The 24,157-nt window shown below is 57.7% G+C and carries 27 protein-coding genes; 3 read left to right on the top strand and 24 right to left on the bottom strand.

Features of this window, described 5'->3' with window-relative positions; translation table 11 throughout:
* Positions 1 to 287: 287 nt before the first annotated feature.
* A complete protein-coding gene (locus AC50YL_RS26460) occupies positions 288 to 1,031 on the bottom strand; it encodes an SDR family oxidoreductase (protein WP_494835921.1) in 744 nt (247 codons plus the stop codon).
* A 272-nt stretch (positions 1,032 to 1,303) separates the two neighbouring features.
* Here AC50YL_RS26460 and AC50YL_RS26455 point away from each other — a divergent pair, with 272 nt between their 5' ends.
* Complete coding sequence (locus tag AC50YL_RS26455) at positions 1,304 to 1,846, top strand: hypothetical protein (RefSeq protein ID WP_494835920.1); 543 nt, start codon at positions 1,304 to 1,306, stop codon at positions 1,844 to 1,846.
* 293 nt (positions 1,847 to 2,139) lie between these two features.
* Positions 2,140 to 2,565: an ester cyclase gene (locus AC50YL_RS26450; protein WP_494835919.1), complete on the top strand. Its 426-nt coding sequence runs from the start codon at positions 2,140 to 2,142 to the stop codon at positions 2,563 to 2,565.
* A 577-nt stretch (positions 2,566 to 3,142) separates the two neighbouring features.
* Here the strand turns inward: AC50YL_RS26450 and AC50YL_RS26445 are convergent.
* The 11 genes from AC50YL_RS26445 to AC50YL_RS26395 form a co-directional block, all read right to left on the bottom strand.
* The gene (locus AC50YL_RS26445) at positions 3,143 to 3,454 is read right to left on the bottom strand and encodes a WGxxGxxG family protein (protein WP_494835917.1); all 312 of its coding nucleotides are present in this window, start codon (positions 3,452 to 3,454) and stop codon (positions 3,143 to 3,145) included.
* A 150-nt stretch (positions 3,455 to 3,604) separates the two neighbouring features.
* The gene (locus AC50YL_RS26440; protein WP_494835916.1) at positions 3,605 to 3,925 is read right to left on the bottom strand and encodes a WGxxGxxG family protein; all 321 of its coding nucleotides are present in this window, start codon (positions 3,923 to 3,925) and stop codon (positions 3,605 to 3,607) included.
* 596 nt (positions 3,926 to 4,521) lie between these two features.
* Complete coding sequence (gene groL, locus AC50YL_RS26435) at positions 4,522 to 6,159, bottom strand: chaperonin GroEL (RefSeq protein WP_494835914.1); 1,638 nt, start codon at positions 6,157 to 6,159, stop codon at positions 4,522 to 4,524.
* Between the two features lie 75 nt (positions 6,160 to 6,234).
* The gene (gene groES / locus AC50YL_RS26430) at positions 6,235 to 6,516 is read right to left on the bottom strand and encodes a co-chaperone GroES (protein ID WP_161743217.1); all 282 of its coding nucleotides are present in this window, start codon (positions 6,514 to 6,516) and stop codon (positions 6,235 to 6,237) included.
* A gap of 199 nt (positions 6,517 to 6,715) precedes the next feature.
* Positions 6,716 to 7,456, bottom strand: a complete 741-nt coding sequence (tatC, locus tag AC50YL_RS26425) for a twin-arginine translocase subunit TatC (protein WP_494836031.1) — start codon at positions 7,454 to 7,456, stop codon at positions 6,716 to 6,718.
* A 168-nt stretch (positions 7,457 to 7,624) separates the two neighbouring features.
* A complete protein-coding gene (tatA, locus tag AC50YL_RS26420) occupies positions 7,625 to 7,855 on the bottom strand; it encodes a twin-arginine translocase TatA/TatE family subunit (RefSeq protein WP_494835913.1) in 231 nt (76 codons plus the stop codon).
* Between the two features lie 63 nt (positions 7,856 to 7,918).
* On the bottom strand, positions 7,919 to 8,986 hold the full coding sequence (locus AC50YL_RS26415; RefSeq protein ID WP_494835912.1) for a molybdopterin-binding protein: 1,068 nt from the start codon (positions 8,984 to 8,986) through the stop codon (positions 7,919 to 7,921).
* A complete protein-coding gene (locus AC50YL_RS26410; RefSeq protein ID WP_161743220.1) occupies positions 8,983 to 9,477 on the bottom strand; it encodes a MogA/MoaB family molybdenum cofactor biosynthesis protein in 495 nt (164 codons plus the stop codon). The genes AC50YL_RS26415 and AC50YL_RS26410 overlap by 4 nt, the downstream gene beginning before the upstream one ends.
* A 55-nt stretch (positions 9,478 to 9,532) precedes the next feature.
* Entirely contained in the window at positions 9,533 to 10,009 is a 477-nt protein-coding gene (gene moaC / locus AC50YL_RS26405) for a cyclic pyranopterin monophosphate synthase MoaC (protein ID WP_494835911.1), read from the bottom strand.
* Positions 10,000 to 10,635, bottom strand: coding sequence for a 5-formyltetrahydrofolate cyclo-ligase (locus AC50YL_RS26400; RefSeq protein ID WP_494835910.1), 636 nt, complete (start codon positions 10,633 to 10,635; stop codon positions 10,000 to 10,002). The genes moaC and AC50YL_RS26400 overlap by 10 nt, the downstream gene beginning before the upstream one ends.
* Positions 10,632 to 10,853 (bottom strand): hypothetical protein, encoded by a 222-nt coding sequence (locus AC50YL_RS26395; RefSeq protein WP_494835909.1) that lies wholly within the window; start codon positions 10,851 to 10,853, stop codon positions 10,632 to 10,634. The genes AC50YL_RS26400 and AC50YL_RS26395 overlap by 4 nt, the downstream gene beginning before the upstream one ends.
* Between AC50YL_RS26395 and AC50YL_RS26390 the strand changes: the two genes are divergently transcribed.
* Positions 10,842 to 12,782, top strand: a complete 1,941-nt coding sequence (locus tag AC50YL_RS26390; RefSeq protein WP_494835907.1) for an ABC-F family ATP-binding cassette domain-containing protein — start codon at positions 10,842 to 10,844, stop codon at positions 12,780 to 12,782. The two genes, AC50YL_RS26395 and AC50YL_RS26390, sit on opposite strands and share 12 nt — an antisense overlap.
* Before the next feature lie 545 nt (positions 12,783 to 13,327).
* Here AC50YL_RS26390 and AC50YL_RS26385 read toward each other — a convergent pair.
* From AC50YL_RS26385 to AC50YL_RS26330, 12 genes are all read right to left on the bottom strand, one after another.
* Entirely contained in the window at positions 13,328 to 13,672 is a 345-nt protein-coding gene (locus tag AC50YL_RS26385) for a YhgE/Pip domain-containing protein (protein WP_494835906.1), read from the bottom strand.
* 524 nt (positions 13,673 to 14,196) lie between these two features.
* Positions 14,197 to 15,804: a 2-isopropylmalate synthase gene (locus AC50YL_RS26380; RefSeq protein ID WP_494835905.1), complete on the bottom strand. Its 1,608-nt coding sequence runs from the start codon at positions 15,802 to 15,804 to the stop codon at positions 14,197 to 14,199.
* 996 nt (positions 15,805 to 16,800) lie between these two features.
* Complete coding sequence (locus tag AC50YL_RS26375; RefSeq protein ID WP_494835904.1) at positions 16,801 to 17,637, bottom strand: protein kinase family protein; 837 nt, start codon at positions 17,635 to 17,637, stop codon at positions 16,801 to 16,803.
* 312 nt (positions 17,638 to 17,949) lie between these two features.
* Positions 17,950 to 18,981 (bottom strand): tRNA (adenosine(37)-N6)-threonylcarbamoyltransferase complex transferase subunit TsaD, encoded by a 1,032-nt coding sequence (gene tsaD, locus AC50YL_RS26370; RefSeq protein WP_494835903.1) that lies wholly within the window; start codon positions 18,979 to 18,981, stop codon positions 17,950 to 17,952.
* The gene (gene rimI, locus AC50YL_RS26365; protein ID WP_494835902.1) at positions 18,959 to 19,468 is read right to left on the bottom strand and encodes a ribosomal protein S18-alanine N-acetyltransferase; all 510 of its coding nucleotides are present in this window, start codon (positions 19,466 to 19,468) and stop codon (positions 18,959 to 18,961) included. Before rimI ends, tsaD begins: the two co-directional genes overlap by 23 nt.
* Positions 19,455 to 20,432, bottom strand: coding sequence for a tRNA (adenosine(37)-N6)-threonylcarbamoyltransferase complex dimerization subunit type 1 TsaB (gene tsaB, locus AC50YL_RS26360; RefSeq protein ID WP_494835900.1), 978 nt, complete (start codon positions 20,430 to 20,432; stop codon positions 19,455 to 19,457). The genes rimI and tsaB overlap by 14 nt, the downstream gene beginning before the upstream one ends.
* A gap of 3 nt (positions 20,433 to 20,435) precedes the next feature.
* Positions 20,436 to 20,918: a tRNA (adenosine(37)-N6)-threonylcarbamoyltransferase complex ATPase subunit type 1 TsaE gene (gene tsaE / locus AC50YL_RS26355; protein ID WP_494835899.1), complete on the bottom strand. Its 483-nt coding sequence runs from the start codon at positions 20,916 to 20,918 to the stop codon at positions 20,436 to 20,438.
* A 17-nt stretch (positions 20,919 to 20,935) separates the two neighbouring features.
* Positions 20,936 to 22,036, bottom strand: a complete 1,101-nt coding sequence (thiL, locus tag AC50YL_RS26350) for a thiamine-phosphate kinase (RefSeq protein ID WP_494835897.1) — start codon at positions 22,034 to 22,036, stop codon at positions 20,936 to 20,938.
* Between the two features lie 155 nt (positions 22,037 to 22,191).
* Entirely contained in the window at positions 22,192 to 23,058 is an 867-nt protein-coding gene (locus AC50YL_RS26345; protein ID WP_494835895.1) for a YitT family protein, read from the bottom strand.
* A gap of 276 nt (positions 23,059 to 23,334) precedes the next feature.
* Positions 23,335 to 23,490 (bottom strand): hypothetical protein, encoded by a 156-nt coding sequence (locus AC50YL_RS26340; protein ID WP_494835893.1) that lies wholly within the window; start codon positions 23,488 to 23,490, stop codon positions 23,335 to 23,337.
* A gap of 233 nt (positions 23,491 to 23,723) precedes the next feature.
* Positions 23,724 to 23,912 carry an H-type small acid-soluble spore protein gene (locus AC50YL_RS26335; RefSeq protein WP_494835892.1) on the bottom strand — a complete coding sequence of 63 codons (189 nt, stop codon included), beginning with the start codon at positions 23,910 to 23,912 and terminating at the stop codon, positions 23,724 to 23,726.
* A 1-nt stretch (position 23,913) separates the two neighbouring features.
* A complete protein-coding gene (locus AC50YL_RS26330) occupies positions 23,914 to 24,099 on the bottom strand; it encodes a hypothetical protein (RefSeq protein ID WP_494835890.1) in 186 nt (61 codons plus the stop codon).
* Between the last annotated feature and the right edge of the window lie 58 nt (positions 24,100 to 24,157).

Below are 24,157 nucleotides of genomic sequence, written 5' to 3'. Positions count from 1 at the left end.
ACGGAGGACGCGAAAACACCGCCATGGCGCTGGCCCTGACGGTGTTTTGCGGTTGAGCAGTATTCGGTTTGCCTTTAAACGGGACGCGCATGTCGATCACATCTTGCTCGATCGTCGAATCGATGATTTCCGTCCGCAATCGCATCCCTGCCCGCAAGATTCCGTCCCAGGGATTCCTCCACGATGATCGCATGTTCGGAAAAGGTGTTCACGCACCCTTCCACCTCGTGCCGGTTAAAAATGCCTCGATATAAGCTAACACAATCTCTGGCAGCGCCAAGTTAAGGTCACGAAGGCTGGACGGTTGGCCGAATAATCATTTCGTTGATACTCGTATTGTCGGGTTCGTTGATCGCAAAGGCAATCGCTCGGGCTATGCTGTCCGGCGATATTGCGACTTGATTCATTTCGCTCACCCAGCCCTTGACTTCCGGACTCGTGATGGAATCGGTTAATTCCGTAGCCGTGATTCCGGGCGAAATGATCGTCGTCCGAATATTGGAGGCCGGCGATTCTTCCTGACGCAGTCCCTCCGAGATCGCTCTGACGGCAAATTTCGTGGCGCTGTACACGGCGGCGGTCGGGTCAACCCGGTAGCCTGAGACCGAGGAAACGGTAATGATATGTCCCGACTTCTGATCTCTCATCGTCGGCAGCACCGCCGCGATACCGTATAAAACGCCCTTTATGTTCACGTCGATCATGCTGTCCCATTCTTCAATTTTCAATTCGCGCAGATAGGATAACGGCATAATGCCGGCGTTATTGATCAAGACATCGATTTTCCCGAATCGCGCTATCGCGTATTGGGCGAGATGTTGCATCTCCGTCGCCGATGCGACATCCGTTTTGACGTATACGGCACTGCCCCCGGCTTGATTGATATGCTCCGCAATCGTCCGTATCCGCTCTTCTCTCCTCGCCGCCAACACGACCTTTGCGCCGTATTTCCCAAGCAGCAGCGCCGTTGCTTGTCCGATGCCGCTCGACGCCCCGGTAATAATCACGACTTTCGATTTTACGTTCTCCATCCTGCCTCACTCCTAGGTTTTCGATTATTGCCTCTCTATTCGGTCCGCAATCTCAAATTCATTGTACCCCTAGTAATTTGACAACAGCCTGTCATATTATGAATCGGGCCGTGAGTTTTACGGGTTCCAATTTGTTCCCCGTCTCGGCTAAATAGCAAATTAAAAAGCCCCGGCTCAAATCCCAAGCGATCGGAATTTGTACGGAGCCTCGTTCAGTAGTAGAAATAGATCGTTCATTTGGCCGATAACGGGAACGGTCCAGGCTTATCCCCATGAAATACGCGAATATCCCCTGCTATGCGCCTTGTCCAACGAATGTCTCGGATCATATTCATAATGGAATGCGAATTCGAATTCAATATGAAAGGGAGTGCATGCTGGAGATGGCGGTCCGTGCCGTAAAGCTTAGCAAGAATAGATTGCACCATAAGGCCGCGAGAAAGTGTCCGAGTCCCGGCACTAGCATTCAGCTCACCATTCTGCAAACGATTCAGCAAGCTCAGGCACAGTTACAAGCGCAACTGCAAGCCCAGCTGCAATTCCAAGCACAACTGCAGGCGCAATTGAATGCGCAGCTCCAAGCCGAAGTCCAGTTCCAAGCGCAAGTGCAAGCCCAGGTTCTGAACTTCGAGCAGTCCCAACAGCAAACGCAACTGCAATTATTCGCCCTCGTGCAAACCCACATTCAGCAGCAGCAACAGCAATTGCAGCAATTGCAAAATCAACTCGATGCTCAGCAGCAGCAGCAACAACAGCAGCAAGTCGTCAATGTCGATCCGACTCCGCCACCGCCGCCGCCAACGGTAACAGTCTGACGAGCCTGCACTTCAAATTCGCAAAACTTCAGTCAGTTGGCGCAACCGTGCCGGAGAAAAGGAGAAAGTTCGTTTCAGGGCTATTCTTCCGGCAACACCTCTGCAAGCAACGTGGGTTTTTGTTTAAAACGAAAAACGGGGCCGTAACGGTCCCGTTTCCTTGGTATTGCCGGCTTTTGCAAAGCGTCTTGCATCATGCCGCCCATCTTGGAAGTAATTGCATAGGCATTACATTGACTGGCCAAGATATCATTTATTGCTTAACAAAATGTATATAGGAGGTATTGTGACACATGGTTTTATTCGGCAGTCAAGGCGAAGAACTTCTCACGGAGCTCTGGGCGAAAGTCTATAACCTTCCGCAGGACCTCGACGCGATCGACCGTCTCTGTACCGAAGATGTCATCCTCTCGAACCCTGACGGAGACGTAGTGGGCCGATTCGCGTTCAAGGAATGGGCGCGCACCTTTACTTCGAGGATCCGCGATGTAAGCATGAAGAGCCTCGACATGTTCAGCAGCGCGGACGGCACGCGAGTCGTATCGCGCTGGGTCGTTACGGGATTCAATCACGGGATGCTCGGCTCGGAGCCCGATGATCGCCCGATTCAAATCTCCGGCATCGCGGTATGGGAAGTTCGTGATGGCAAGCTCGCGCACAACTGGGTTGAACGAAGCGCATATGAACTCTCGCAGCAGCTTGCGAAGCCTGTTAAGTAACAAGACTACGGAAGCAGCCATAGCTCTCCGTCCAGCATCATGCCCGGCGGCAGCGGTGAATTGTGCAGCTCCCGGAAATTTATGCGTTACGTCGTTCTCGTGTCGTGTACAAAGCCGCAACCCATCCATAGCCCATGCTGCCGTAACGGCGGGCGGTAAATAATACGGTAACCTTGTACTTACTGGACATTAGCCCCTTTCTGACAATAGCCCATACACGATACCCTAATCGACATATACTGCGATGTACCTAAATTAAAGGAGCTGACCACAATGGGATATGGCGTTGGTGGCGTAGGTGGCGTAGGAGTCGGCGGCTTCGGCGGCGGTAACGCTATAGGTTTTATTCTTGTACTGTTTATTTTGTTGGTAATCATCTCGCGAGGATGTCTGTTTTAAAATAGTGGGCTCCATCTAAATCCTGTTGCGTCAACCTCCCGAGCTCAATAGGATTGTGATTGCATACGGTAGATGGCCTGCTAACCGGACGGCAGGCCTCCCTTCTTTCGTGAGAATGATAAAAGCCCTGGCGATTAATCGCCGGGGCTTTGCTTTTGTTTGCTGTTCTGTCTCTGAATTATCTACGTTCTGGTTCGCGATTATGACTACGACCTCTCAAGCCAATCAGACCAAGCAATCCCAACCAGCCAAGCCAATCCCAATCCATTCCATTGTCATCATTCACAGCATTAGCACGATAGTTGCCACCAGCAGTCGATGTAGCATTGTAGCTGTTTGTATTCATTCCTTGGCTGTTATAAGATTCGTTATTCATGCCACCGTTGTTACTTTGGTTCGTAACTGTTCCGTGAGCGCTTAGTACGCCAGCGCTTAACATTAAGGTTAAGCAGCCTACCAGCAACAATGTAAGAAGAAATTTCTTTCTCAAGGTAATTCACTCCTCGACGGGTTGTTTGAATTTCTTAGTTGGTTTTCCCGTAATGGAGTTTTATTATTCGGTTCACTTCTACATTGAAAAAGTTATTCAACAGCCTCATTCAAACAAAAAAGCCCCTGTGTACAAGGGCTTTTTTCCAATTTAGGTACGGGCACGGTCACGGTCATTATCACGTGAGCGACTTCTCATTCCAGCTAAACCGATTAGACCTAAAAGGCCTAACCAGCCCCAATCAAAATCATTGTCATCGTTAACTGCTTTAGCCCGATAGTTCCCTCCTGTAGTTGAGGTCGCATTGTAGCTGTTCATCGAACGGTTGTCATAAGACTGGTTGCTTGGGGTAGAAGGCGAGGTCATATTATTTACAGGATTTGAGCCCGCAGCGCTTAAAATTCCGGCGCCCAGCATTAGCGTGAAGCAACTCAGCAGTGAAAACGTCAAGAGATATTTCATTTTCCTCATGGAATGTCAACTCCTTGGCTGATTTGGTAAATCAACTTTGGTTTGCCCGCTAAGGAATTGAAATATGCATTTATCATTCGTTATCTTCTTTTATACATAAAAGGAAGAAAAACAAAAGGAACAAAAAGGAGAAACGGGAAATTAAACATCTTGCCAATAAGCCAAAACAAGCCGCTGACTAAGATGGTTATAACCAAACTATACAAACATCCCTTACCGGATATATTACTAAAAAAGAACACTTCGTCCCTCCTACCTTAAGCGATTATTAACAACATTCTTAACTATGGAGCAAATGTAACAATTATATTTTGACCCTTTGATTGGTTTAAAATTTTCACAATAGACACATCTCATACTGTTAATCACCTCCGCCAATATTATGCCCGGTGGTAAATAATTCGTATTCGTGTCCCTTAGTTGGAGGAACCCAATAATTGAAGTTGTCTTATAAACCAAAACACAAAAAAAAACCGCAGGTGAATGCCCGCGGGGTTTCGTTCACTTGTATAAATAGACCTTTTGGTGACTTTATAAAGAAAAACGGGGCCATAACGGCCCCGTTTCCCTTGATATTACTGGACTTTTAAAGCAGCTTACATCATGCCGCCCATGCCGCCCATTCCACCCATGCCGCCCATGTCAGGCATGCCTGGTTTGTCTTTTTCCGGTTTGTCCGCAACAACCGCTTCGGTCGTCAGGAACATCGCCGCTACGGAAGCTGCGTTTTGCAGCGCGGAACGCGTTACTTTCGCAGGGTCAACGATACCTGCTTCGAACATGTTAACCCACTCGCCGGAAGCCGCATTGTAGCCTACGCCGATGGCTTCGCCTTTCAGACGCTCAACGATAACCGAGCCTTCTTGACCAGCATTGGCTGCGATCGTGCGAACAGGCTCTTCCAGTGCGCGAAGCACGATGTTAACGCCCGTTTTCTCGTCGCCGACTGCATTTACGGCCGCTACGGCTTTGTATACGTTCACGAGTGCAGTACCGCCGCCGGAAACGACGCCTTCTTCAACCGCTGCGCGAGTCGAGTTCAGGGCATCTTCGATGCGGAGCTTGCGCTCTTTCAATTCGGTTTCCGTCGCTGCGCCGACTTTGATTACGGCTACGCCGCCGGAAAGCTTAGCAAGACGCTCTTGCAGCTTCTCGCGGTCGAAGTCGGAAGTCGTTTCTTCCAGCTGCGCGCGGATTTGGTTGATACGAACATCGATGTCCTTTTTGTCGCCAGCGCCATCGACAACGATCGTGTTTTCTTTCGTTACGCGGATTTGACGCGCGGAGCCGAGTTGATCCACAGTCGTTGCTTTCAGCTCAAGGCCCAGCTCTTCCGTGATCACTTGGCCGCCGGTCAGGGCAGCGATATCGCCCAGCATCGCTTTGCGGCGGTCGCCGAAGCCAGGAGCTTTGACAGCCACGCAAGTGAACGTGCCGCGCAGACGGTTAACGAGCAATGTTGCCAATGCTTCGCCTTCAACGTCTTCCGCGATGATCAGCAATTGCTTGCCGGATTGTACGACTTTCTCCAGAACCGGAAGGATCTCTTGGATGTTGGAGATCTTCTTGTCCGTGATCAGGATGTATGGATTGTCGAGGACAGCTTCCATTTTATCCGTGTCGGTGATCATGTACGGGGAGAGGTAGCCGCGGTCGAACTGCATGCCTTCAACCACTTCAAGCTCCGTTACGAAGCCTTTGGATTCTTCGACCGTGATAACGCCGTCGTTGCCGACTTTGTCCATGGCTTCCGCGATCAGTTGGCCCACTTCTTCGTCGCCGGAGGAGATGGAAGCCACTTGCGCGATCGATTCCGTGCCGGCGATCGGCTTCGCGATCACTTTCAGCTCTTCGACAGCCGCGCGAACGGCTTTCTCGATGCCTTTGCGGATAACCATCGGGTTAGCGCCTGCCGTTACGTTTTTCAGACCTTCGCGGATCATCGCTTGCGCCAGAACCGTTGCCGTCGTTGTTCCGTCGCCGGCAACGTCGTTCGTTTTCGTAGCGACTTCTTTAACCAGCTGCGCGCCCATGTTTTCGAACGCGTCTTCCAGCTCGATTTCTTTCGCGATGGACACGCCGTCGTTCGTGATCAGCGGGCTGCCGAATTTCTTCTCGAGTACCACGTTGCGGCCTTTAGGACCAAGGGTAACTTTAACTGCATTCGCCAGGGCGTCTACACCGCGCAGCATTGCGCGACGAGCGTCTTCGCCGAATTTGATTTCTTTCGCCATCGTTGATAACCTCCTGATAATGATTAGTTTAGGTACGCAAGCTTAACCATGTATGTGGAGCCAAAGCGCTGCGGCTTAGCCCAAAATCGCGTGGATGTCGCTTTCTTTCATAATCAAAAGCTCTTTGCCTTCGTACTTTACTTCGGTACCGGCATATTTGGAGAACAAAACGCGGTCGCCTTCCTTGACTTCAAGCGCAATGCGCACGCCGTCCTTAACCGCACCGCTGCCTACAGCGATAACTTTGCCTTCTTGCGGCTTTTCTTTGGCCGTGTCTGGCAGCAAAATGCCGCTTGCAGTCGTTTCTTCTTTCGCGATTGGTTCGATCAATACGCGTTCACCCAAAGGTCTGATCATGAAAATAGCCTCCTTTAAATAGTTGTGCAACATTTGTTAGCACTCGCAATCGTTAAGTGCTAATAACCATTTCTAATAATACCGATTTCGCTGATGGATTTCAAGTCTTTCGCCGTCGATTTCATAGGAATTTTACAACAAGCTCCCCCTAAACCGATAAAGATGCCGGACAAAAGAAAAAGCCGGCGCGCGGCCGGCCTTACGTTCCGTATTCTTCTTCCCACGCCTGATCGGCCTGCAGCTGTTTCTTGTAGACGACGCTAGAGAGCATCACGCTGATCTCGTAGAGCAGGATGAGCGGAGCGGCCACCAAGGCATCCGAGATGAAGTCCGGCGGCGTGACGACGACCCCGACGATGATAAGGATGAAGTACGCGAGCTTGCGCATTTTCTTCAACCGCTTCGGATTCAGGATCCGCAGCTTCGTCAGGAACATGATCACGATCGGCAGCTCGAACAGCAGGGATATCGGAATCAGGATATTGAACAGAAACGAGAAATATTGAATGACCCCGTACGTCTCGACGAGATTCAAATGCTTGGCGACGTCCGTCGTGAAATTAAACGCCATCGGGAACACGACATAATACGAGAACGCCAATCCGACCAAAAACATGATGAGCACGAACGGCACGAACATGAGCGTGGCGCGCTGCTCTTTCTTCCCGAGCGCCGGCTTGACAAAAGCCCACAGCTGATAGGCCGATGCCGGCAAGGCGAAGACGAGCGCGATGACAAGCGCGAATTTCATGTACAAGCCGATACCGTCCCACAGCGAGAAGGCGTTCAGCTTCATGTCCTTCACCGGATCTTGGGTCACCATGTAGTTGTACACCGGATCCGCAAGAAACAGCCCGATGATCATCCCGACTACCAGGAAGACGAGGATGAAAATGATTCTTCGCCGCAGCTCGCCGATATGGTCGAACAGCGTCATCATTTTATCGTCGCGCTGAGCTTCCGGCGTATCGGCCGAATCTAGGTTGGCCACCTGCTGTGTCACCTCTCTTTACGCGCATAAAACGGCTTACGTCCTCCGCGAAAAGCGGACAAGCGTGAACGCGCTTACGCAAGCTAATGTCCTCTTCAAGAAAAAAAGCGGGCCCCACTACTCTGGGAGCCGCTTGTCTTCGCCGCGATCTTCCGAACGGTTCACTTCCACGCGCTTCGATTCTTTGCGATCGTCGCGGTCGTCATCCATGATATCTTTCGCGCCAGCTTTGAATTCCTTCAACGTCCGGCCGAACGCCCGGCCAAGCTCAGGCAGCTTATTCGGTCCGAATAGCAGCAGCGCCACCAATGCGATAAGCAGAAAACCCGTTACGCCTATTCCGCCCATGGTACATACCTCCTTCATATTAGGCTTGCCATAGAATAAATCCGCTTCAAAAGCGGAGGTTCATCAAAGTTGTTGCTTGCCGATGCCCGTCTCCCACGATTGCGCCGTAAGGAGGCCGCCATAGCCCATCGTTACGATGTCGCGCCTCTCAATGATGTCGCCGGCGAGAATTCTCGGCAACAGCGCGTTGAACGACGTATACGGATCGTGCATGACGCATCCGGGAAGGCCCATGATCGGAATCCCGTCCAAATAGCCCATGAGCAGCATCGAGCCGGGAAGCATCGGCGTCCCGTAATTGACGATGCGCGCGCCCGCTTCCGCGATCGCGGCAGGGGTGCGGTCGTCGGGGTCTACCGACATTCCGCCAGTTATGACTATCATATCATAGGACTGCTGCAGCAAGTAGTGTATTTCCTTGACAATTGTTTGACGGTCGTCCGGGGAAAACCGCTGTTCGGCGATCTCGGAGCCGAGCGATTCGACGATTCTGCGCACGGCCGGGCCGAATCGATCCTCGATGCGCCCGGAGAATACCTCGCCCCCGGTCGTCAGCATGCCGATCCGGAGCTTCCGCAGCGGCTTCAGCCCGATCGGGCCGCGTCCTCCGTGCCGCTCGCGATACTCGGCGACAAGCTTCTCTACCGCGGCGACCTTGGTCTCGGGCACGACGAGCGGAATGACGCGCGTGGCCGCCAGCTGTCCGCCCGGCATCACGACGGCATGCGTCCGCAGCGTCGCCAGGGCGATCTCCCCGAGCTCGTTAATGGCATGAACGACGTCCGGCTCGATCACGGCAAGCGCCGGCACGTCCAGCGCCGACTTGACCGCGACTTTGCCCTCGTGCGGCTCGGTCAGCAGCAGCCCTTCGTCCTTCAGCGCCAGCGCCATCCGGCCCGCGGCGTCATCCTCGTGAAGCTCGCCATCGCCAAGCTCCAAGATGTAGATATGCTCTTTGCCGATATCGAGCAGCTTCGGGATGTCCGACTCGGCGATGACATGCCCTTTCTTGAATAGCCGCCCTTTGAACTGCCCCGGGATGATCTGGGTCAAATCATGCGCGAGCACGAGACCGACCGCTTCTCGCACCGGCACTTCCTTCAGCAGCGTTCCATGCTTTCCTTCGCTCATTCCGCGTGATCCCCCGTCCGTCCGGAGAGGATGTTCAGCGCATGCGGCAGCTGATCCATGATCGCCATCAGGTTCTCGTGCACGCCCTTCGGGCTGCCCGGCAGATTGATGATCAGCGAGCGTCCGCGAATGCCGCAGACGCCGCGCGAGAGCATCGCGCGGCGCGTGCGCTGCATGGCGCCGAGGCGCATCGCTTCGGCAAGCCCCGGCACGATGCGGTCGATGACCTTCAGCGTCGCCTCCGGCGTCAGATCCCTCGGTGCAAGCCCCGTGCCGCCCGTCGTGATGACCAGATCCGCTTGAAAATAGTCCGTCATTTCAATTAAAGCCGCCATGATCTCGTCCTGCTCGTCCGGCACGATCCGATAATCGACGATTTCTCCGCTAAGCTCTTCCTCGACCAGCTCGCGAATGACCTGCGCGCTGGTATCCTCGCGCTCGCCGCGCGAGCCTTTGTCGCTTGCCGTAAGCAGCGCCACTTTCCACCGCATTCGCTTCTCCCCCAATCAGTAGGTTTATAAAAATATGCCGGTTGCGGCATGAATTTTAAACGCCGTTAACGGAATAATCGCCGTTCTTGCCGCCGCTCTTGGAAGCCAGGTAAGTCGGACCGATCACCATGTCCTTCTGGAGCGCCTTGCACATATCGTACACCGTCAGCGCCGCCGCGGATACCGCCGTCAGGGCTTCCATCTCGACGCCGGTCTTGCCGGTCGTCTTCACTGTTCCTTCTATATAAAGCTCGTTCGCGCCGTTATCCGCGAACGCCAGATTGACGCCGGTGAGCGGAAGCGGATGGCACATCGGAATCCAGTCCGACGTCTTCTTCGCCGCCATGATGCCCGCGACCTGCGCCACGGCGAGCACGTCGCCCTTGCCGATCGTGCCGGCCTTGATGCGCCGGAGCGTCTCTTCCGCCATCGTGACGGTCGTCCGCGCGACGGCGACGCGGGCCGTCACCTCTTTGTCCGATACGTCGACCATCCGCGCGCGGCCCTGATCGTTAAAATGGGTCAAATCCATGCCATGCCCCTCCCATTGAAACCGACTTCCGTAATGACGCCGTCGACGCGGACGTCATGCTGGTCCATCGGCACGGCCTTCAGCCGCTGCGTTTCGTAAGCCAGGCCGATCCACTTCGGCATCTCGCTCCCGGCATGCCGCACCGTCAAGGCCAGCCGCTCATGGAAGCGGTCGTAGTACCCGCCGCCGTATCCAAGCCGGCCGCCCTCGTTATCGAAAGCCAATCCCGGAACGAACACGACATCGGGCACGTAGGATGCGTCGCAGCGGCTTGCCGTTGCCGGATCGGGCTCCCGGATGCCGTAGGCGCCCGGCGCAAGCTCATCCCATGCCTGCACGACGTACAATTCCATCGACCGATCGCCGGTCAAGGAACGCGGAACGACGACCGTGAGCCCGGTGCGCCAGCACCATTCGATGAGCAGCGTCGTATCGAGTTCGGAACGGAACGGGACGTAAGCCATGACGCTCCGGACCGGCGTTCCCCGTTCATTCCGCAGGCGAAGCCATTCCACGGCCCGCTGGCACACCGTATCCGACCAAGACATCCGGCTTTCCTCGGGCAGCCCGTCCCGCCGCAGCTTCGCCGCCAGCCGGGCCGCCTGCTTTTCCTCCGACCGATTCATCCCATTCCCCGCTTCGCTTCAAGGTTTGCCGTTCCTGCTGTTTTCTGACCATAGTTGTTATTTAGTTTACCACTGTTGCCCATATTTCGCCAACCGCGCCAAAGCGCGAAATCGGCGCTTCCGGGCAGGAAGACGGTCGCGCGATGCCTTGTTTTCATGTAAACTGGTACAAAGGCAATTTCTTCAGGTTGGAGGTAACGGGAACCATGCTTCTTCAAGTTTCGGATGTATCCAAAAACTACGGCGTCAGCAGCGTGCTCACGTCCGTGACCTTCCAAGTGCTGCCCCGCGAACGGGTCGGCCTCGTGGGCGTGAACGGCGCGGGCAAATCGACGCTGCTGCGGATTATCGCAGGCGAAATCTCGGCGGATTCCGGCACGGTCTATAAATCGAAAGAAACGACGATCGGCTATTTGGCGCAATCCAGCGGACTGCAATCGGACAAGACGATCGAGGCGGAGATGCGCGCCGTGTTCGCCCATCTTACCGATGCCGAGCGAGAGCTCCGCGCGATGGAGCAGCAGATCGCCGATCCGGCGCTGCACGGCGACGAGAAGCAGTACGAAGCGGTGTTGAACCGCTACGCCCAGCTCTCGGACTGGTTCAAGGCCAAGGGCGGCTTCGAGATGGAAACCCGGATCCGCAGCGTGCTGCACGGGATGGGCTTCGGCCATTTCCCGCCGGAGACGGTCATCTCCACGCTGAGCGGCGGGCAGAAAACGCGCCTCGCGCTGGCGCGGATCCTGCTGCAGGCGCCCGACCTGCTCATGCTCGACGAACCGACGAACTATCTCGATATCGAAACGCTCACCTGGCTGGAGGATTATCTGCGCGGCTACGAAGGCGGCATTCTCGTCGTCTCCCATGACCGCTACTTCCTGGACGCCGTCGTCGGCACGATCGTGGAGATCGAGCGCCGCAACGCCCGGCGCTATACCGGTAATTACAGCCGGTTCATCGAGATCAAAGCCGCCGAATTCGAAGCGCAGATGAAGCAGTACGACAAACAGCAGGACGAGATCGCGAAGCTGGAAGACTTCGTGCAGCGCAACATCGTCCGCGCGTCCACCACCAAACGCGCGCAAAGCCGGCGCAAGGCGCTCGAGAAGATGGACCGTCTCGACAAACCGCTCGGCGATTTGAAGAAGGCGCATTTTTCCTTCGAAATCGAGCGGCAAAGCGGCAACGACGTACTGGACGTCCGTGATTTGTCGATCAAGTTTGCCGAGAAGAACGATCCGCTCTTCCGCAACGTGACGTTTCGGCTCGAACGCGGGGAGAACGTCGCGCTCGTCGGTCCGAACGGGATCGGCAAATCGACGCTGCTCAAGGCGCTTGTCGATCAGCAGCCGTACGAGCTTGGCTCGATTCGCTGGGGCACCAATGTAAAGATCGGGTATTACGATCAGGAGCATACCGGGCTGAACCATGCCAATACGGTGCTGGAGGAGCTGTGGAGCAGCTATCCGCATATCGAAGAGGCGCGGATCCGGACCGTGCTCGGGAATTTCCTGTTCAGCGGCGACGACGTGAAGAAGAAGATCAGCACGCTGAGCGGCGGCGAACGCGCTCGCGTCTCGCTGTCGAAGCTGATGCTGGCGCATGCGAATATGCTCATTTTGGACGAGCCGACCAACCATTTGGATCTGTACAGCAAAGAAGTGCTGGAAGGCGCGCTCATGGATTACGACGGAACGCTCCTGTTCATCTCCCATGACCGGTACTTCTTGAACAAGATGGCGGAGCGCATTGTCGAACTGCATCCGCAGGGGACGGAACATTTCCTGGGAAATTATGACGAAATGATCCAGAAAAAGCGGGAAATCGAAGAGCTGCAGCAGGAAACGCTGTCAGCTTCGCAAGGAAAACAGGGCAAATCCGCCGTGATCGCGGAATCTGCGCCCGTAACCTCTTATGAAGCCGACAAACAAGCGAAGCGTGACGAACGAAACCGGCTTCGCAAGCAGGAACAGTTGGAATCCGACATCGCTCGCTTGGAGGGCGAAATATCGGCGCTCGAAGCGCAGCTGACCGATCCCGAGGTGTACAACGACTATGTAAGGGTCGGCACGATCCAGAGCGATATCGATGCGCGAAAGGCGCAGCTGAAAGAGGTCTACGAGATATGGGAAGAGCTTCTTGCCTAATGCAATTTTCCGACGCTGCAACGCCGACCTCGGACGCTATTTCGGCTGTGGCGCCCGACTGCGACCGGGATGCGAGTTCAGAGATTACGCGTGGCCGCGACCGGATATAGACCTGCTGTAACCTCATCCCGTATGCTATACGGCAATCGCAACAGACGTTACCGCCTTACCGATTGCTACAAAGCGTTCGGCCGCAAGCCAGGCAATTACGAAGAAGTGCCGTCGGCCAATTGGCCTCCGACATGATTTTACGGTGTTTTAGCGCGTACACCAGCAGAATAGCAACGATACCGAATCCGGACAGCACCCCAGCCGTCCGGATTATTGTCGTCCGATCCCCGACCGATAGGAGCTGGCGCAGTCCGTCGACCGCGTAGATCGTGAATCGCGGTGCCGGCCATCGTCAGCCGCGCCAGAGCCGGCTGCAGTTCGCCGCTCAGATTCGACAAGCTGGCCTCCGAAACCTTAACGCCTTTAAGTCCATTCGACAGCAGCGATAATTCACTCCGCAAACTATTAATGGAAGCAAGCAGCGCCGATAGCGTTCAATGGCTGGCTGCGTTCTTCACCGGAGAATCCGAGCCGGACCGCAGGCTGTTCGAATAATTGGCTTGCAGCTCTTGACGCAAGCTGTCATTGACGGAATCCGCGTTGGAGCGATCGATTTTCGCGCTGAGCATGTTGGCTCCCTCGCCCAGCTTGAAGTTGAGCGCAGTCTGCATCGGCCGGTCGCCGCTGACGCTGAAGGCGCGCGCGGAGAAATCGGCCGGCAGGTAGCGTGCCATGGCATACGAGAAATCCTTCATGCCTCGCTCGGCATCCGCCCGGCTCATCGACTGCCGATGCGTCGATTTGTCCGCGGTCAGCTTCGCCGTCGGCTCTTCACCCAAATTCCACCGTGCCCGCCCCGCTGCAAGTAGGATTTCCCATTGATCGGGAAAGGAATCCGGCCTGCGGCCGCGCTTCGTCAAGAATGCGTTTCGTCAATCTATCCCCTCTTTCCACAGATCTATCCACAGCAGGGGACAAATTGCGCGGCAATTCTGGCACCTATTTTGTCGAATAACCCGAACAAATTTACCGTTTCTTTAAGAAGCCTTCACATAGGCTCGGGATAGCCCAAAATATATTCCCATTATCCACATTATCCACAGGCGAGCTGTGAAAAACTTATCCAACTTTTATGCACATTGTAAACGCCCAATTTTCGCGGGTTTTACATGTTTATGCACATTTTACCTGATGACTGTGGATAACGCTGTGGAAAACGAAAAAGCAGGGGATATCCCCTGCTTCGGCCGCCATATTCGGCTTCCATAACGTTCGAATTAACAGCCGTATGCCGCGCGGTAAGCTCCGTCCTGAAATAAACAAATTGTCCATCCGCATCGCTTTTCCGCCAGGCGTACGAGCCTTAACTGCTCTTCGCTTCCATGACCGAACCGCCTTGGGCCTGCCCGCTCATGAGCAGCTGGTTGCACGCCGCCACGTAAGCCTGGGCCGATGCCAAAATGATATCGTTGTGCACCGCCGTGCCGCTGTAGCGCTTGCCGCCGCGCACCACGCTGACGACCGCTTCGCCGCGGGCGTCTTCCCCCGTCGACAACGAGTGCAGCTCCAGGTCCTCGAACTCCGCTCCCGCCGGAATCGCCTGCCGCAGGCAGTGGATGACCGCTTCGAGCGGACCGGTGCCCGTTCCCGTGTACGTGCTTTCTTCCTGCGAATCCCGCTCGCGGATCGTGACCGACGCGATGCGCGAGCGCTGCGTGCCCGCCAGCACCTGCAGGTCGACGAGCACGTACGGATCATGCTGCATGTCCGTCGTCTCGCTCGCGAGCCGCACCAGCACGTCGTCAGGCACGATTTTGAGCTCGTCGGCTTTCGCCTTGAAACGATCGTACACGTCCTGCATCTGCTCCTCGTTCAGCTCGATGCCGAACTCCGCCAGACGGTGCTTGATGGCATGGCGCCCGGAGTGCTTGCCGAGCACGATCATGCTCCGCGGGATGCCCATCGCTTCGGGGTCCATGATCTCGTACGTGTTGCGGTTCTTGAGCAATCCGTCCTGATGGATGCCGGATTCGTGCTGGAACGCGTTCCGCCCGACGATCGGCTTATTGTAGGCGATCGGAAAATTCATCTGCCGGCTCACCATGCGCGACGTCTCGTAAATCTCCCCCATGACGATGCCGGTCTCCGCGCCGATGGCGGATTTGCGCGTCTCGATCGCCATGACCAGCTCTTCCAGCGAACAGTTGCCGGCACGCTCGCCGATGCCATTGACCGTGACTTCGATCTGAGTCGCGCCGCCGGCGATGGCCGCGAGGCTGTTCGCCACCGCCAAGCCGAGATCGTTGTGGCAGTGCGCGCTGAACTGCACGTTAGCCGCTCCTCGCGCCCCCGCTCTGACGTCGCGGAACATGGCGCCGTATTCCTCCGGCAGCGCGAAGCCGAGCGTATCCGGCAGGTTGATGACCGTCGCGCCTTCGGCGATGACCGCTTCGACCATCTCGATGACGAACTCGCGGCCGGTGCGGCTCGCGTCCATCGCGGAGAACTCGATCTCGTCGACGAACTGTTTGCCGTACGCGACCATCTCGCGGGCGATATTCACGACCTGCTCCCGCGATTTCTTCAGTTGGAAATCCAAGTGGATATCCGACGAGGAGATAAACAGATGCAGGCGTCTGCGCGCCGCGTCCGCCGTCGCGCGGACGGCCGCGTCGATGTCGCCGCGAATGGCGCGGGCAAAACCGACGATCTCGACACCGTGGAGCTCGCGGGAAATTTGCTGCACGGCCGCAAACTCGCCCGGGCTCGATATCGGGAAGCCGGGCTCGATGACGTCGATGCCGAGCTTCGCCAGCTGGCGGGCGATGACGATCTTCTGCTCCGGACGCAGCGTCGCGCCCGGCGACTGTTCGCCGTCGCGAAGCGTCGTATCGAAGATGCGGATGATTTTGTTGGCGGAATTGGCGGTTGTATCGGCACTGACATTGGCATTGGCGTTAGATTGGGTCATGGTTGGTTCCTCCTGATATTGGGTTTGGGTGTTTCGTCTCGACGGCTGGCAATAGAAAAAGCCCGCCGTCTCTTCTGAATCAAGAGACGACAGGCTTCTTAGGCATGCCGCGGTACCACTCTCGTTGCCCGGAAACATGGCCGGACCCGCTTAAGCAGCGGCAATCGGCTGGAAGGCCGGTGCCGCTGCACCCGATGACGGGGGTTAGCCGTAACGAAGTAGCGACGGCAGCCGATCGTCCTCCATGGATGACGCCTGCCGCGTTCCCTCGTTCCGCTCCCAGGCGAGTTCGGATGTCCTTCGTCTGCGTCGCACCTACCCGCAGCTCTCTGCTTCCCGGACCTTCTTCCTACTGCTCCTGTTCAACGCGTTGTTTCGCTTTATGTGTACGTTCGCTGCTTGTTTGACTTGCGCTTCGTCTGCTTGCTGCTCATCCGCCACTTCGCTGCCCGAAACCGCCGGGCTGCCGCTATCCCGAAAATCAAAAAAGCCCGCCGTCTCTTTATTCAAGAGACGACGGACTGTAAAGTCCGGCGCGGTACCACCCTTGTTGACGATTCCCTTGCGGGGCAACCGTCCACCTTAAGCATGACGACCGACTCTAGAAATCGAAGGTCATGCACCCGATCACGGAGGTTAACCGTAATGGCGTACGCGAGCTCCCTTCAGCCTTGGCCTTCGGCCGATACTGAAACCCGTTCCGCCGCTCCGCTCCCAGGCGAGGTTCAAGCTGCCATCGACTGCGTTGCACCAACCCGCAGTTCTCTGTACCCGGCGTTCGCTTTACTGCTCCTGTTCGTCGCGTTTCGTTGATTGAAGTGTTGTTGCCTATTATATGCCTAACTTAAATCGTCTGTCAATTCAGAATGACAAAAAGTTGAAACCATGCAGTACGATACCGGAACCGCAGATCGAGGGCCAAACAATGACGAAACTCGGAAACGCAATACGGACCGGCTTGCCTTCGCTGCGGCCGAAATTGCTCTGCCGCTCTATTCAACCGCCGGCACGATCGGCTTGCAACCATGCGAGGTTGAACTCGCCGACGCTGCCGTGCCGCTCCTTCCGGTCGGGCGAAACCGCCTTCAGCGCGACCCGGTAGAGCGGCTCGGACGCCCGCCATTGTCCAAGCTCGCGGCCTCCCTCTTCCGCCAGGAACACGAAGGCGGCAGCCCCAAGCGTAAACACGTTCGTCACGCCGTCGATCCGGCTGCCCCGCACGAATCCCTCCGGCGCCATGAAGCGGCTCGACCCGTACAACCGGTCCGCCTCAAGAGTAAACGGGCCTTTCACGTAGTGGTCGAAATCGCAGACATGCAGCTCGTCTCGCTCGAAATCGTAGATCAGGCTGCCGTCGTACAAATCGACCGCGACGTAGCCTTGGCGCTCCAAATACGCGTGCATCTCGTACAAGTCGCCGAGCGCTCGAACGATCGCGCCGGTCGGCAGCTGCCTGAACCGGTAATGCGGAGAAGCGGGATGGCTGCGCCCTTCCTTGCCCGGAAACTCCGGCGTGCCCAGCACCTCGCCCGCCACCCATTCATAGACGAGCGCATAGCCGTCCGCGGTTGCGAACCGATTGATCAGCTTCGGAATCCGGGGATGCCGAATATCCTCGTGGAAGGCGGCGGCGTCTCTCAGAAAACCGATTGCTTCCGGCTTGGCCGCGTGCTTGACGAACCACTTCCGCCCCGCGGCTTGAACGCCGTAAGACAGGCATCCGGAATCTTGTCGGTCGAACACCCGGAAGACATTTCCGACGCCGGTCAAGAACATGGCAATGGTTTGATCCGTATCCCGCACGGTTGCGAGCGGGCAGTCATTAGGATTCATAGGCACTCTCCTTACGCGTGGAATGGGTTGCTTCATGCCGGCCGGCATCGTTAACTTTATCCAAAAAAATCCGTTTCGCCTAGACTTATAAAAACCGCGTTGGTATACTAGGATTATGAGGAGCTTGAGAGAGCTCTCTCTATTCGAGAACGCCCATATGGCGCAGCTCCGCGAACGTGACGACGCCGGCAGGTGTCTTTTTTATTGCGCGGGCCCAACGCCGTTTTAGACACAATTATCCGCAACAAAAAGAAGCAGGCGCAGCGTGAATTCACGCTGCGCCTGCTTCTTTTATTCGCGTTCGCGCGGCCGCTATACCGACCATTCCTCCAGCGACAGTCCGGGCTCGGCCTTCATGTCGAGCGGCGTGAACGCGCCGCGCGTCCATTTGAGGTGCGCGGCGGCGCCGATCATGGCCGCGTTGTCGGTGCAAAGCTTCAGCGGCGGGATCAGCAGCGGAATGCCCGCTTCGCCGCAGCGCGCGGTCAGCGCGGCGCGCAAGCCGCCGTTCGCGGCGACGCCGCCGCAAAGCAGCAGCTGCTTCGCGCCGAATTCGCGGGCCGCCCGGAGCGCCTTGGTCGTCAGCACGTCGATCACCGAGGCTTGGAAGCCCCGGGCCAGCGCGGCTTCGCGGATCGTCTCGCCCTTCATGGCGGCGGTGTTGATGCTCGCGAGCACGGCGGATTTCAACCCGCTGAAGCTGAAATCGTAGGAATCCGGCTCCAGCCAGGCGCGGGGCAGCGGAATTTCCTCCTCCGCCCCCTGCGCGAGACGGTCGATATGCGGTCCGCCGGGATACGGGAATTTCAGCGTCCGCGCCACCTTGTCGTACGCTTCGCCGACGGCGTCGTCGCGGGTGCGCCCGACGATGCGGAACTGGCCTTCGCGCTCGAGCAGCACGAGCTCCGTGTGTCCGCCGGAAGCGACAAGCGCGAGGCAAGGATATTCGATCTCATGCACGAGTTCGTTGGCATAGATATGGCCGGCGATATGGTGCGTGCCGATAAGCGGCAGACCCAGCGCCATCGCCAGGCCTTTGGCGGCGACGATGCCGACGAGCAAGGCGCCGACGAGTCCCGGCCCTTGCGTCACCGCGATCGCGGACAGGTCGCGGAACGTCACGCCGGCTTCGGCAATCGCCTCCTCCATGATGAGCGTGATGGACTCCACGTGCTTGCGCGAGGCGATCTCGGGCACGACGCCGCCGAACCGGCGATGCGTTTCGATCTGGCTCGATATGACGTTGGATAATATCGTTTTGCCGCCGCGGACGACGGCCACGGACGTTTCGTCGCAGCTCGTCTCCACGGCGAGGATCAGTTCATTGCGTGCGTTCTTCGTCATACCATTGCTCCAGTTCAGAGGACTCCGGCAAATCCGCCCACATGATCAGGGCATCCTCCATATTGTCCGAATAATAGCCGGGACGAATGCCCGACGGCTCGAAGCCCAGTTTGGCATACAGCCGCTGGGCGATGTCGTTGCTCACGCGCACTTCCAGCGTCATGCGGCGCGCGCCGAACAAGACGGCCGTGCGCTGCAGCTCCGTCATCAGACGCTCGCCGAGCCCCTGGCCGCGATAGGCTTCGCGCACGGCGACGTTCGTGACATGCGCTTCGTCCATGATCGTCCACATCCCGGCATAGCCGATCACGTCGTTTTCGTAATCCATGACCATATAGCGGGCGAAATGATTGTTCGTCAGCTCGTTCACGAACGCTTCCTGCGTCCAAGGCGTCGCGAAGCTCTCCAGCTCGATGGCGACGATCGTCGGCACGTCTTCCAGCGTCATCGCGCGAAAAACGAGGCGGTTCCGGTCAATTGGCGTCATCGTGAACAGCTCCTTCCGCGGCGGTTTCCTTGGCCTGTTTCTCCTGCAGCTTGACTTCCGCTTCCGTCAGCTGCGTGTAATTCGGGGCAAACGCATGCACATCGTCGCGCTCCCCCGCGGCAAGCCGCTTCGCGCCAAGCGCGGCGACGGCCCGTCCTTCCATCCATGCCGGCAGCTTGCGCACCTGCACGTCCGGGCAAAGCGCCTGCAAGCGATCGGCCTCCGCCTCGTGCGAGGCCAGCTCGCCGGCGATCCAGATGGCCGCCGGGCGCGCCGCGTCGTCGGCAGCGGCAATCGCCCCGGCAAGCTCGTCCACCCAGTCGCGCATGAGCCGAATCGCGTCATGCGCAAGCCGCTCCCAGCCGTTGCCGGCAGTCGTTCCGGCCGCGAACGAAGCCGTATAAACCTGGCCCCGCCTGGCGTCCATGACGGGAACGATCCACGCGGGTCCGAGCACGCGAACCGCCGCGGAGGCGGAAGCATGCTCTACCGGCATGGCCGATCCCGTCACGACGGCAGCCGATTGGGATGATATGCCGCCGCCGGAAGCGACTGTGCCTTCAGACGGCGCAACGTCCGCCGAGGATGCATCGCCGCGTCCTTCGCGTTCCGCCAGCCAACGCCCGAAGGCCAGTGCCTCCAGGCTGGATACGCCGACGAGCGGCTTGTCCCAGACCCAAGCGAGCGTTTTGCCGAGCGACACCGCGATGCGCAGGCCCGTATAAGAGCCCGGCCCCCGGCCGATGGCGATGCCGTCCAGTTCCTCCGGCTGCACGCCGCATTCCGCCAGCATCGTTTGCACGGTCGACACCGTGTGCACGGAGTGATTGCGCTCCGCGAGCGACTGCACCTCGCGAAGCACCTCGCCGCCGCGCACGAGCGCGGCCGCCAGCGCGGCGGTCGACGTATCGACCGCCAGCACGAGCAGCCCGTCCGGGCCGCCCTGCGTTCTATGTTCATCCATGACTTACTTAGCTCCCATTCCCTGTAATTGCCCGCACCATGCCGCATATTGCGCACCGGTGCCGGCGATCGCGATCCGCCGGGCTTCTCCGCCCAGATGCGCGATATAGATTTGGAGCCTCTCCGGCGGAAGCAAGGCTTCGATCAAACTCGCCCACTCCACGATCGTCACGCCCTCGCCGAAGAAATAATCGTCGAGGCCGAGCTCTTCCGCCTCCGGCTCCGACAGCCGGTAGACATCCATATGATAGAGGGGCAGCTCCGCGCCCTTGTATTCCTTGATGATCGTGAACGTCGGGCTGTTCACGATGCCCGGCACGCCGATTCCCTTGGCATACGCCTGCGAGAACCGCGTCTTGCCCGCGCCGAGGTCGCCGTCCAGCGCCAGCACCGTGCCCGGCACCGCCCAACCGGCCAGCGTCTCCGCGAGCAGAACCGTGCCGGCCTCGTCCTCGACCGTCCATACGACTTCCATCGTTTCGCTCATGCTATCCTTCCACCTGCCTACCCGCCAAAATGATTGTATCCCCGCTTCGCGAGCGGCTCGCGCCGCGGCGATGCGAAGCTGCCGCGCGCCGGTCCGCGCTCCCCGTAATCGCGGACCAGCTCGACCGCGGCGGGGCCTTGCTCCGCCTCGCCGATGAGGTACATCGGCAAGCCGGCCGCTTCAAGCTCGGCCTTGGCCGCGTCCGCGTCTTCGGCTGCGATGGTCCCGAGCAGCGCGTAATCTTCGCCGCCGTAGAGGATCCAGTCCAGCGGATCCACGCCGGCGCGGTGCGCGTAAGCGGTCAGGCTGCCGCTCTTCGGCAGCCGCGATTCGCGGAGCGCGAGCTTGACGCCCGAAGCCTCGGCGATCTCCCAGGCTTCGCTGGCCAGTCCGTCGCTGACGTCGTTCAGCGACGTGACCGTGCCGCGCGCGGCCAGCAGCGCCGCCGCGCGCACGGAAGGCGCCGGCCGGCGGTGCGCCTGCACCAGCGCCGCCGTGCCGGCCGCCTCGGCCGCGGCCAAAGGCACGGGCCGCGGCGCATCGCTCCCGCCCGCCGCAGCGGTGCGCGCGGCGAGCAAAAAATGCAGACCGGCCGCGGCCATCCCCGCGGCGCCGGTCACGAACACGGCATCGCCGGGCCGCGCGCCCGCCCGGCGGATCGCCTTCCCGGCCGCCACGGTGCCCGTAACCGTCACGGCCACGACCAAGTGCAGCGGCGACGACGTCGTGTCGCCGCCGACCACCGCGACGCCGTAATGCCCGGCGCACGCATACAGCCCGTCATAGAGCCGGCGCACGCGCTCCGGCCCCCACGCCTTCGGCACGCTGACCGAGACCAGCGCGTGCCGGGGCGTGCCGCCCATGGCCGCGATGTCGCTGACGTTCGCGGCCAGCGCCTTCCAGCCGACGTCTTCTTCCGCCAGCGTCGCGTCGTTGAAGTGGACCGTCTCCACCATCGTATCGACCGCCAGCAGCCATTCCGCCGGACCTTGCTCGTCCGGCGGCATCGCCACGACCGCGGCATCGTCCCCGATGCCGGTTATGACTCCCTGCGACGCGAGCAGCGCAGCGCTTTGCCGGTGCTCCGTCCAATGACGGATGCGTGCGAATTCGTCCACTTCCCGACCTCCAATGGCACCGCTCACGATTCCGTCTAATTGACCTTATTATATCGGTCAGCCCGCGGAGCCGCAACAAAAGCGGGCAAGGCCGCGCATCTTCCGCGCGGCCTTGCCCGTATTTTCGCGAATTTCGGCTTCCGGCCGAGCGGCCGTCAGTGAATATCGCGCTTCTTGAACCGTCCGCCCTTGACGTCGTGAATGTTCCCGACCGCGAGGAACGCCGAAGGGTCCAGCTCCTGGACGATCGACTTCATCTTCGCCTCTTCCAAGCGCGTGATGACGCAGAAGATGACTCGCTTCACCCCTCCGGAGTAGGCGCCCTCTCCTTGCAAGTAGGTCACGCCCCTGCCAAGTCGACTGATGATCGCATCGCCGATTTCCTTCGCCTCTTCGCTGATGATCCAGACGGATTTCGACTGGTCGAATCCCTCCAGCGTGACGTCGATCATTTTGAAGGCGATGTAGTAGGCAATCAACGAATACATCGCGCTGTCCCACGTGAAGACGAAGCCCGCGCTGCCGAGGATGAAGAGATTGAAGAACATCACGATCTCGCCGACGGAGAACGCCGTTTTCTTCGTGAACAAGATCGCGACGATCTCCGTGCCGTCGAGCGAGCCGCCGAACCGGATAACGAGACCGACTCCGATCCCGAGGATAACGCCGCCGATAACCGGCGCCAGGAACGGGCTGTAGGTCAATGCCTTCACGGGATGGAGCAGCGTCGTCCCGATGGACATCACCGTGACGCCGTAGAGCGTCGAAAGCGCGAACGTCTTGCCGATTTGCTTATAACCGATAATGACAAAAGGGGCATTGAGCAAGAATAGGAAGATGCCGAGGTTCACGTCTGTAATATGGGACAAAATGATGGAAATGCCCACGATGCCGCCGTCGATAATGTTGTTCGGCACGAGAAATATTTCCAGAGCTACCGATACGAGCGCCGCACCAATCGTAATAAATACGATCCGCCGCAGCAATTCAAGCTTTGTAATCTTATAATGCTGTTTCGCCATATCTTCTCCCCCTAACGCATGGATGGCTAAAATTCCATCTTCTGCATCCATTATACCTTGTTTTCGACCAAATTCAAAATGAAAAGCCGATTTATCTTGACCTATGTATCGTTTAAATCCATCTATCTTCGAATCTCGCCTATTTGATGTTACATTTCACCATGATAAAGCAAGTAATCCGCCGGGGATTATGCAGATCTTTGCATGCGGACATACGAAAAAAGCCCGAGCCGCCGAAGGCCCAAGCTTTAAAAATGCCGAATTATTGCGCGCCGATCAGAACTTCGGCAGGACGTAATGCACGAAAACGTACAGCACGCCGAAAAAAATGATCAGGTATGCCGCATACTTGATGAAGGTGGACGCGACCAGGCTGGAATCCGATTTGCGCTCGATATGACGCTCTTCGACATCGATATCGCGATGTGTCATTCGTAACCACTCCCTTCTGCTCGGTTCGCGGCAAGAACCGCCGTCAGGAAGGTTTTACCCGTCCATGCGCGACGTTAATCAGGCGAACGGCGCGCATGATGCACGGAAGAGGTCGCCTGATTAACGCAGTGGCCCGGGAACGCCGGCGAACCCCGAGCGCGGCAATCGCGCCGGGGTCGCATCCTATTTCGCAACGCTTGGCTTCGGTTCGTAATTCGCTTGCAGCCTTGCGGCTACTCGCCGTCCTGCTCCGTCAGCCGATCGCAGGAAACGGTCTGCGTATTGAGCGGATCGGAGCCGACCTGCACCGTCGCCATGCCGTTCGCCTCGTCCACGTTCTCGATCCAGACGGACTTGTCGCCCAAATGAACGGCGAAGGTATCCTTCGAATTGTATATTTCCATTGCGCGTCTCGTATCCATGCTATTCCCTCGCTTCGATCTCCATCGTGTCCGTGGTGGATTCGTCAATCAAACCGTTGTGCTGCGTCACTTGGCCTCCGCCCAACCCTTCATTCACCATCCGGTCGATGTCCATGAAAAAGTCTTCGCGGCCTTCGTGTTTCTTGTCGTTGCTCGACCCCGTCGGGGAATTTCCGGCTTCGGTCATTCCGCTTCGCCTCCTTCTGTCTAAATGATGGTTGTGCTAACGAAAATATGCCCGAACC

The sequence above is a fragment of the Paenibacillus sp. J22P277 genome (assembly GCF_059383675.1).
This window is presented reverse-complemented; position numbering and strand designations above follow the sequence as displayed.

What these genes read in the sequence shown, in the direction of transcription:
- tsaB (WP_494835900.1), bottom strand. Translation starts at nt 20,432, where the DNA reads ATGGATGAACATAGAACGCAGGGCGGCCCGGACGGGCTGCTCGTGCTG.
- AC50YL_RS26455 (WP_494835920.1), top strand. Translation starts at nt 1,304, where the DNA reads ATGAAATACGCGAATATCCCCTGCTATGCGCCTTGTCCAACGAATGTC.
- tsaD (WP_494835903.1), bottom strand. Translation starts at nt 18,981, where the DNA reads ATGACGAAGAACGCACGCAATGAACTGATCCTCGCCGTGGAGACGAGC.
- moaC (WP_494835911.1), bottom strand. Translation starts at nt 10,009, where the DNA reads ATGGATTTGACCCATTTTAACGATCAGGGCCGCGCGCGGATGGTCGAC.
- AC50YL_RS26400 (WP_494835910.1), bottom strand. Translation starts at nt 10,635, where the DNA reads ATGAATCGGTCGGAGGAAAAGCAGGCGGCCCGGCTGGCGGCGAAGCTG.
- AC50YL_RS26345 (WP_494835895.1), bottom strand. Translation starts at nt 23,058, where the DNA reads ATGGCGAAACAGCATTATAAGATTACAAAGCTTGAATTGCTGCGGCGG.
- AC50YL_RS26410 (WP_161743220.1), bottom strand. Translation starts at nt 9,477, where the DNA reads ATGCGGTGGAAAGTGGCGCTGCTTACGGCAAGCGACAAAGGCTCGCGC.
- tatA (WP_494835913.1), bottom strand. Translation starts at nt 7,855, where the DNA reads ATGGGCGGAATAGGCGTAACGGGTTTTCTGCTTATCGCATTGGTGGCG.
- AC50YL_RS26330 (WP_494835890.1), bottom strand. Translation starts at nt 24,099, where the DNA reads ATGACCGAAGCCGGAAATTCCCCGACGGGGTCGAGCAACGACAAGAAA.
- groL (WP_494835914.1), bottom strand. Translation starts at nt 6,159, where the DNA reads ATGGCGAAAGAAATCAAATTCGGCGAAGACGCTCGTCGCGCAATGCTG.
- groES (WP_161743217.1), bottom strand. Translation starts at nt 6,516, where the DNA reads ATGATCAGACCTTTGGGTGAACGCGTATTGATCGAACCAATCGCGAAA.
- AC50YL_RS26380 (WP_494835905.1), bottom strand. Translation starts at nt 15,804, where the DNA reads ATGACCCAATCTAACGCCAATGCCAATGTCAGTGCCGATACAACCGCC.
- AC50YL_RS26335 (WP_494835892.1), bottom strand. Translation starts at nt 23,912, where the DNA reads ATGGATACGAGACGCGCAATGGAAATATACAATTCGAAGGATACCTTC.
- AC50YL_RS26340 (WP_494835893.1), bottom strand. Translation starts at nt 23,490, where the DNA reads ATGACACATCGCGATATCGATGTCGAAGAGCGTCATATCGAGCGCAAA.
- tatC (WP_494836031.1), bottom strand. Translation starts at nt 7,456, where the DNA reads ATGATGACGCTGTTCGACCATATCGGCGAGCTGCGGCGAAGAATCATT.
- AC50YL_RS26460 (WP_494835921.1), bottom strand. Translation starts at nt 1,031, where the DNA reads ATGGAGAACGTAAAATCGAAAGTCGTGATTATTACCGGGGCGTCGAGC.
- tsaE (WP_494835899.1), bottom strand. Translation starts at nt 20,918, where the DNA reads ATGAGCGAAACGATGGAAGTCGTATGGACGGTCGAGGACGAGGCCGGC.
- AC50YL_RS26375 (WP_494835904.1), bottom strand. Translation starts at nt 17,637, where the DNA reads ATGAATCCTAATGACTGCCCGCTCGCAACCGTGCGGGATACGGATCAA.
- AC50YL_RS26450 (WP_494835919.1), top strand. Translation starts at nt 2,140, where the DNA reads ATGGTTTTATTCGGCAGTCAAGGCGAAGAACTTCTCACGGAGCTCTGG.
- AC50YL_RS26415 (WP_494835912.1), bottom strand. Translation starts at nt 8,986, where the DNA reads ATGAGCGAAGGAAAGCATGGAACGCTGCTGAAGGAAGTGCCGGTGCGA.
- AC50YL_RS26390 (WP_494835907.1), top strand. Translation starts at nt 10,842, where the DNA reads ATGCTTCTTCAAGTTTCGGATGTATCCAAAAACTACGGCGTCAGCAGC.
- AC50YL_RS26440 (WP_494835916.1), bottom strand. Translation starts at nt 3,925, where the DNA reads ATGAGGAAAATGAAATATCTCTTGACGTTTTCACTGCTGAGTTGCTTC.
- rimI (WP_494835902.1), bottom strand. Translation starts at nt 19,468, where the DNA reads ATGACGCCAATTGACCGGAACCGCCTCGTTTTTCGCGCGATGACGCTG.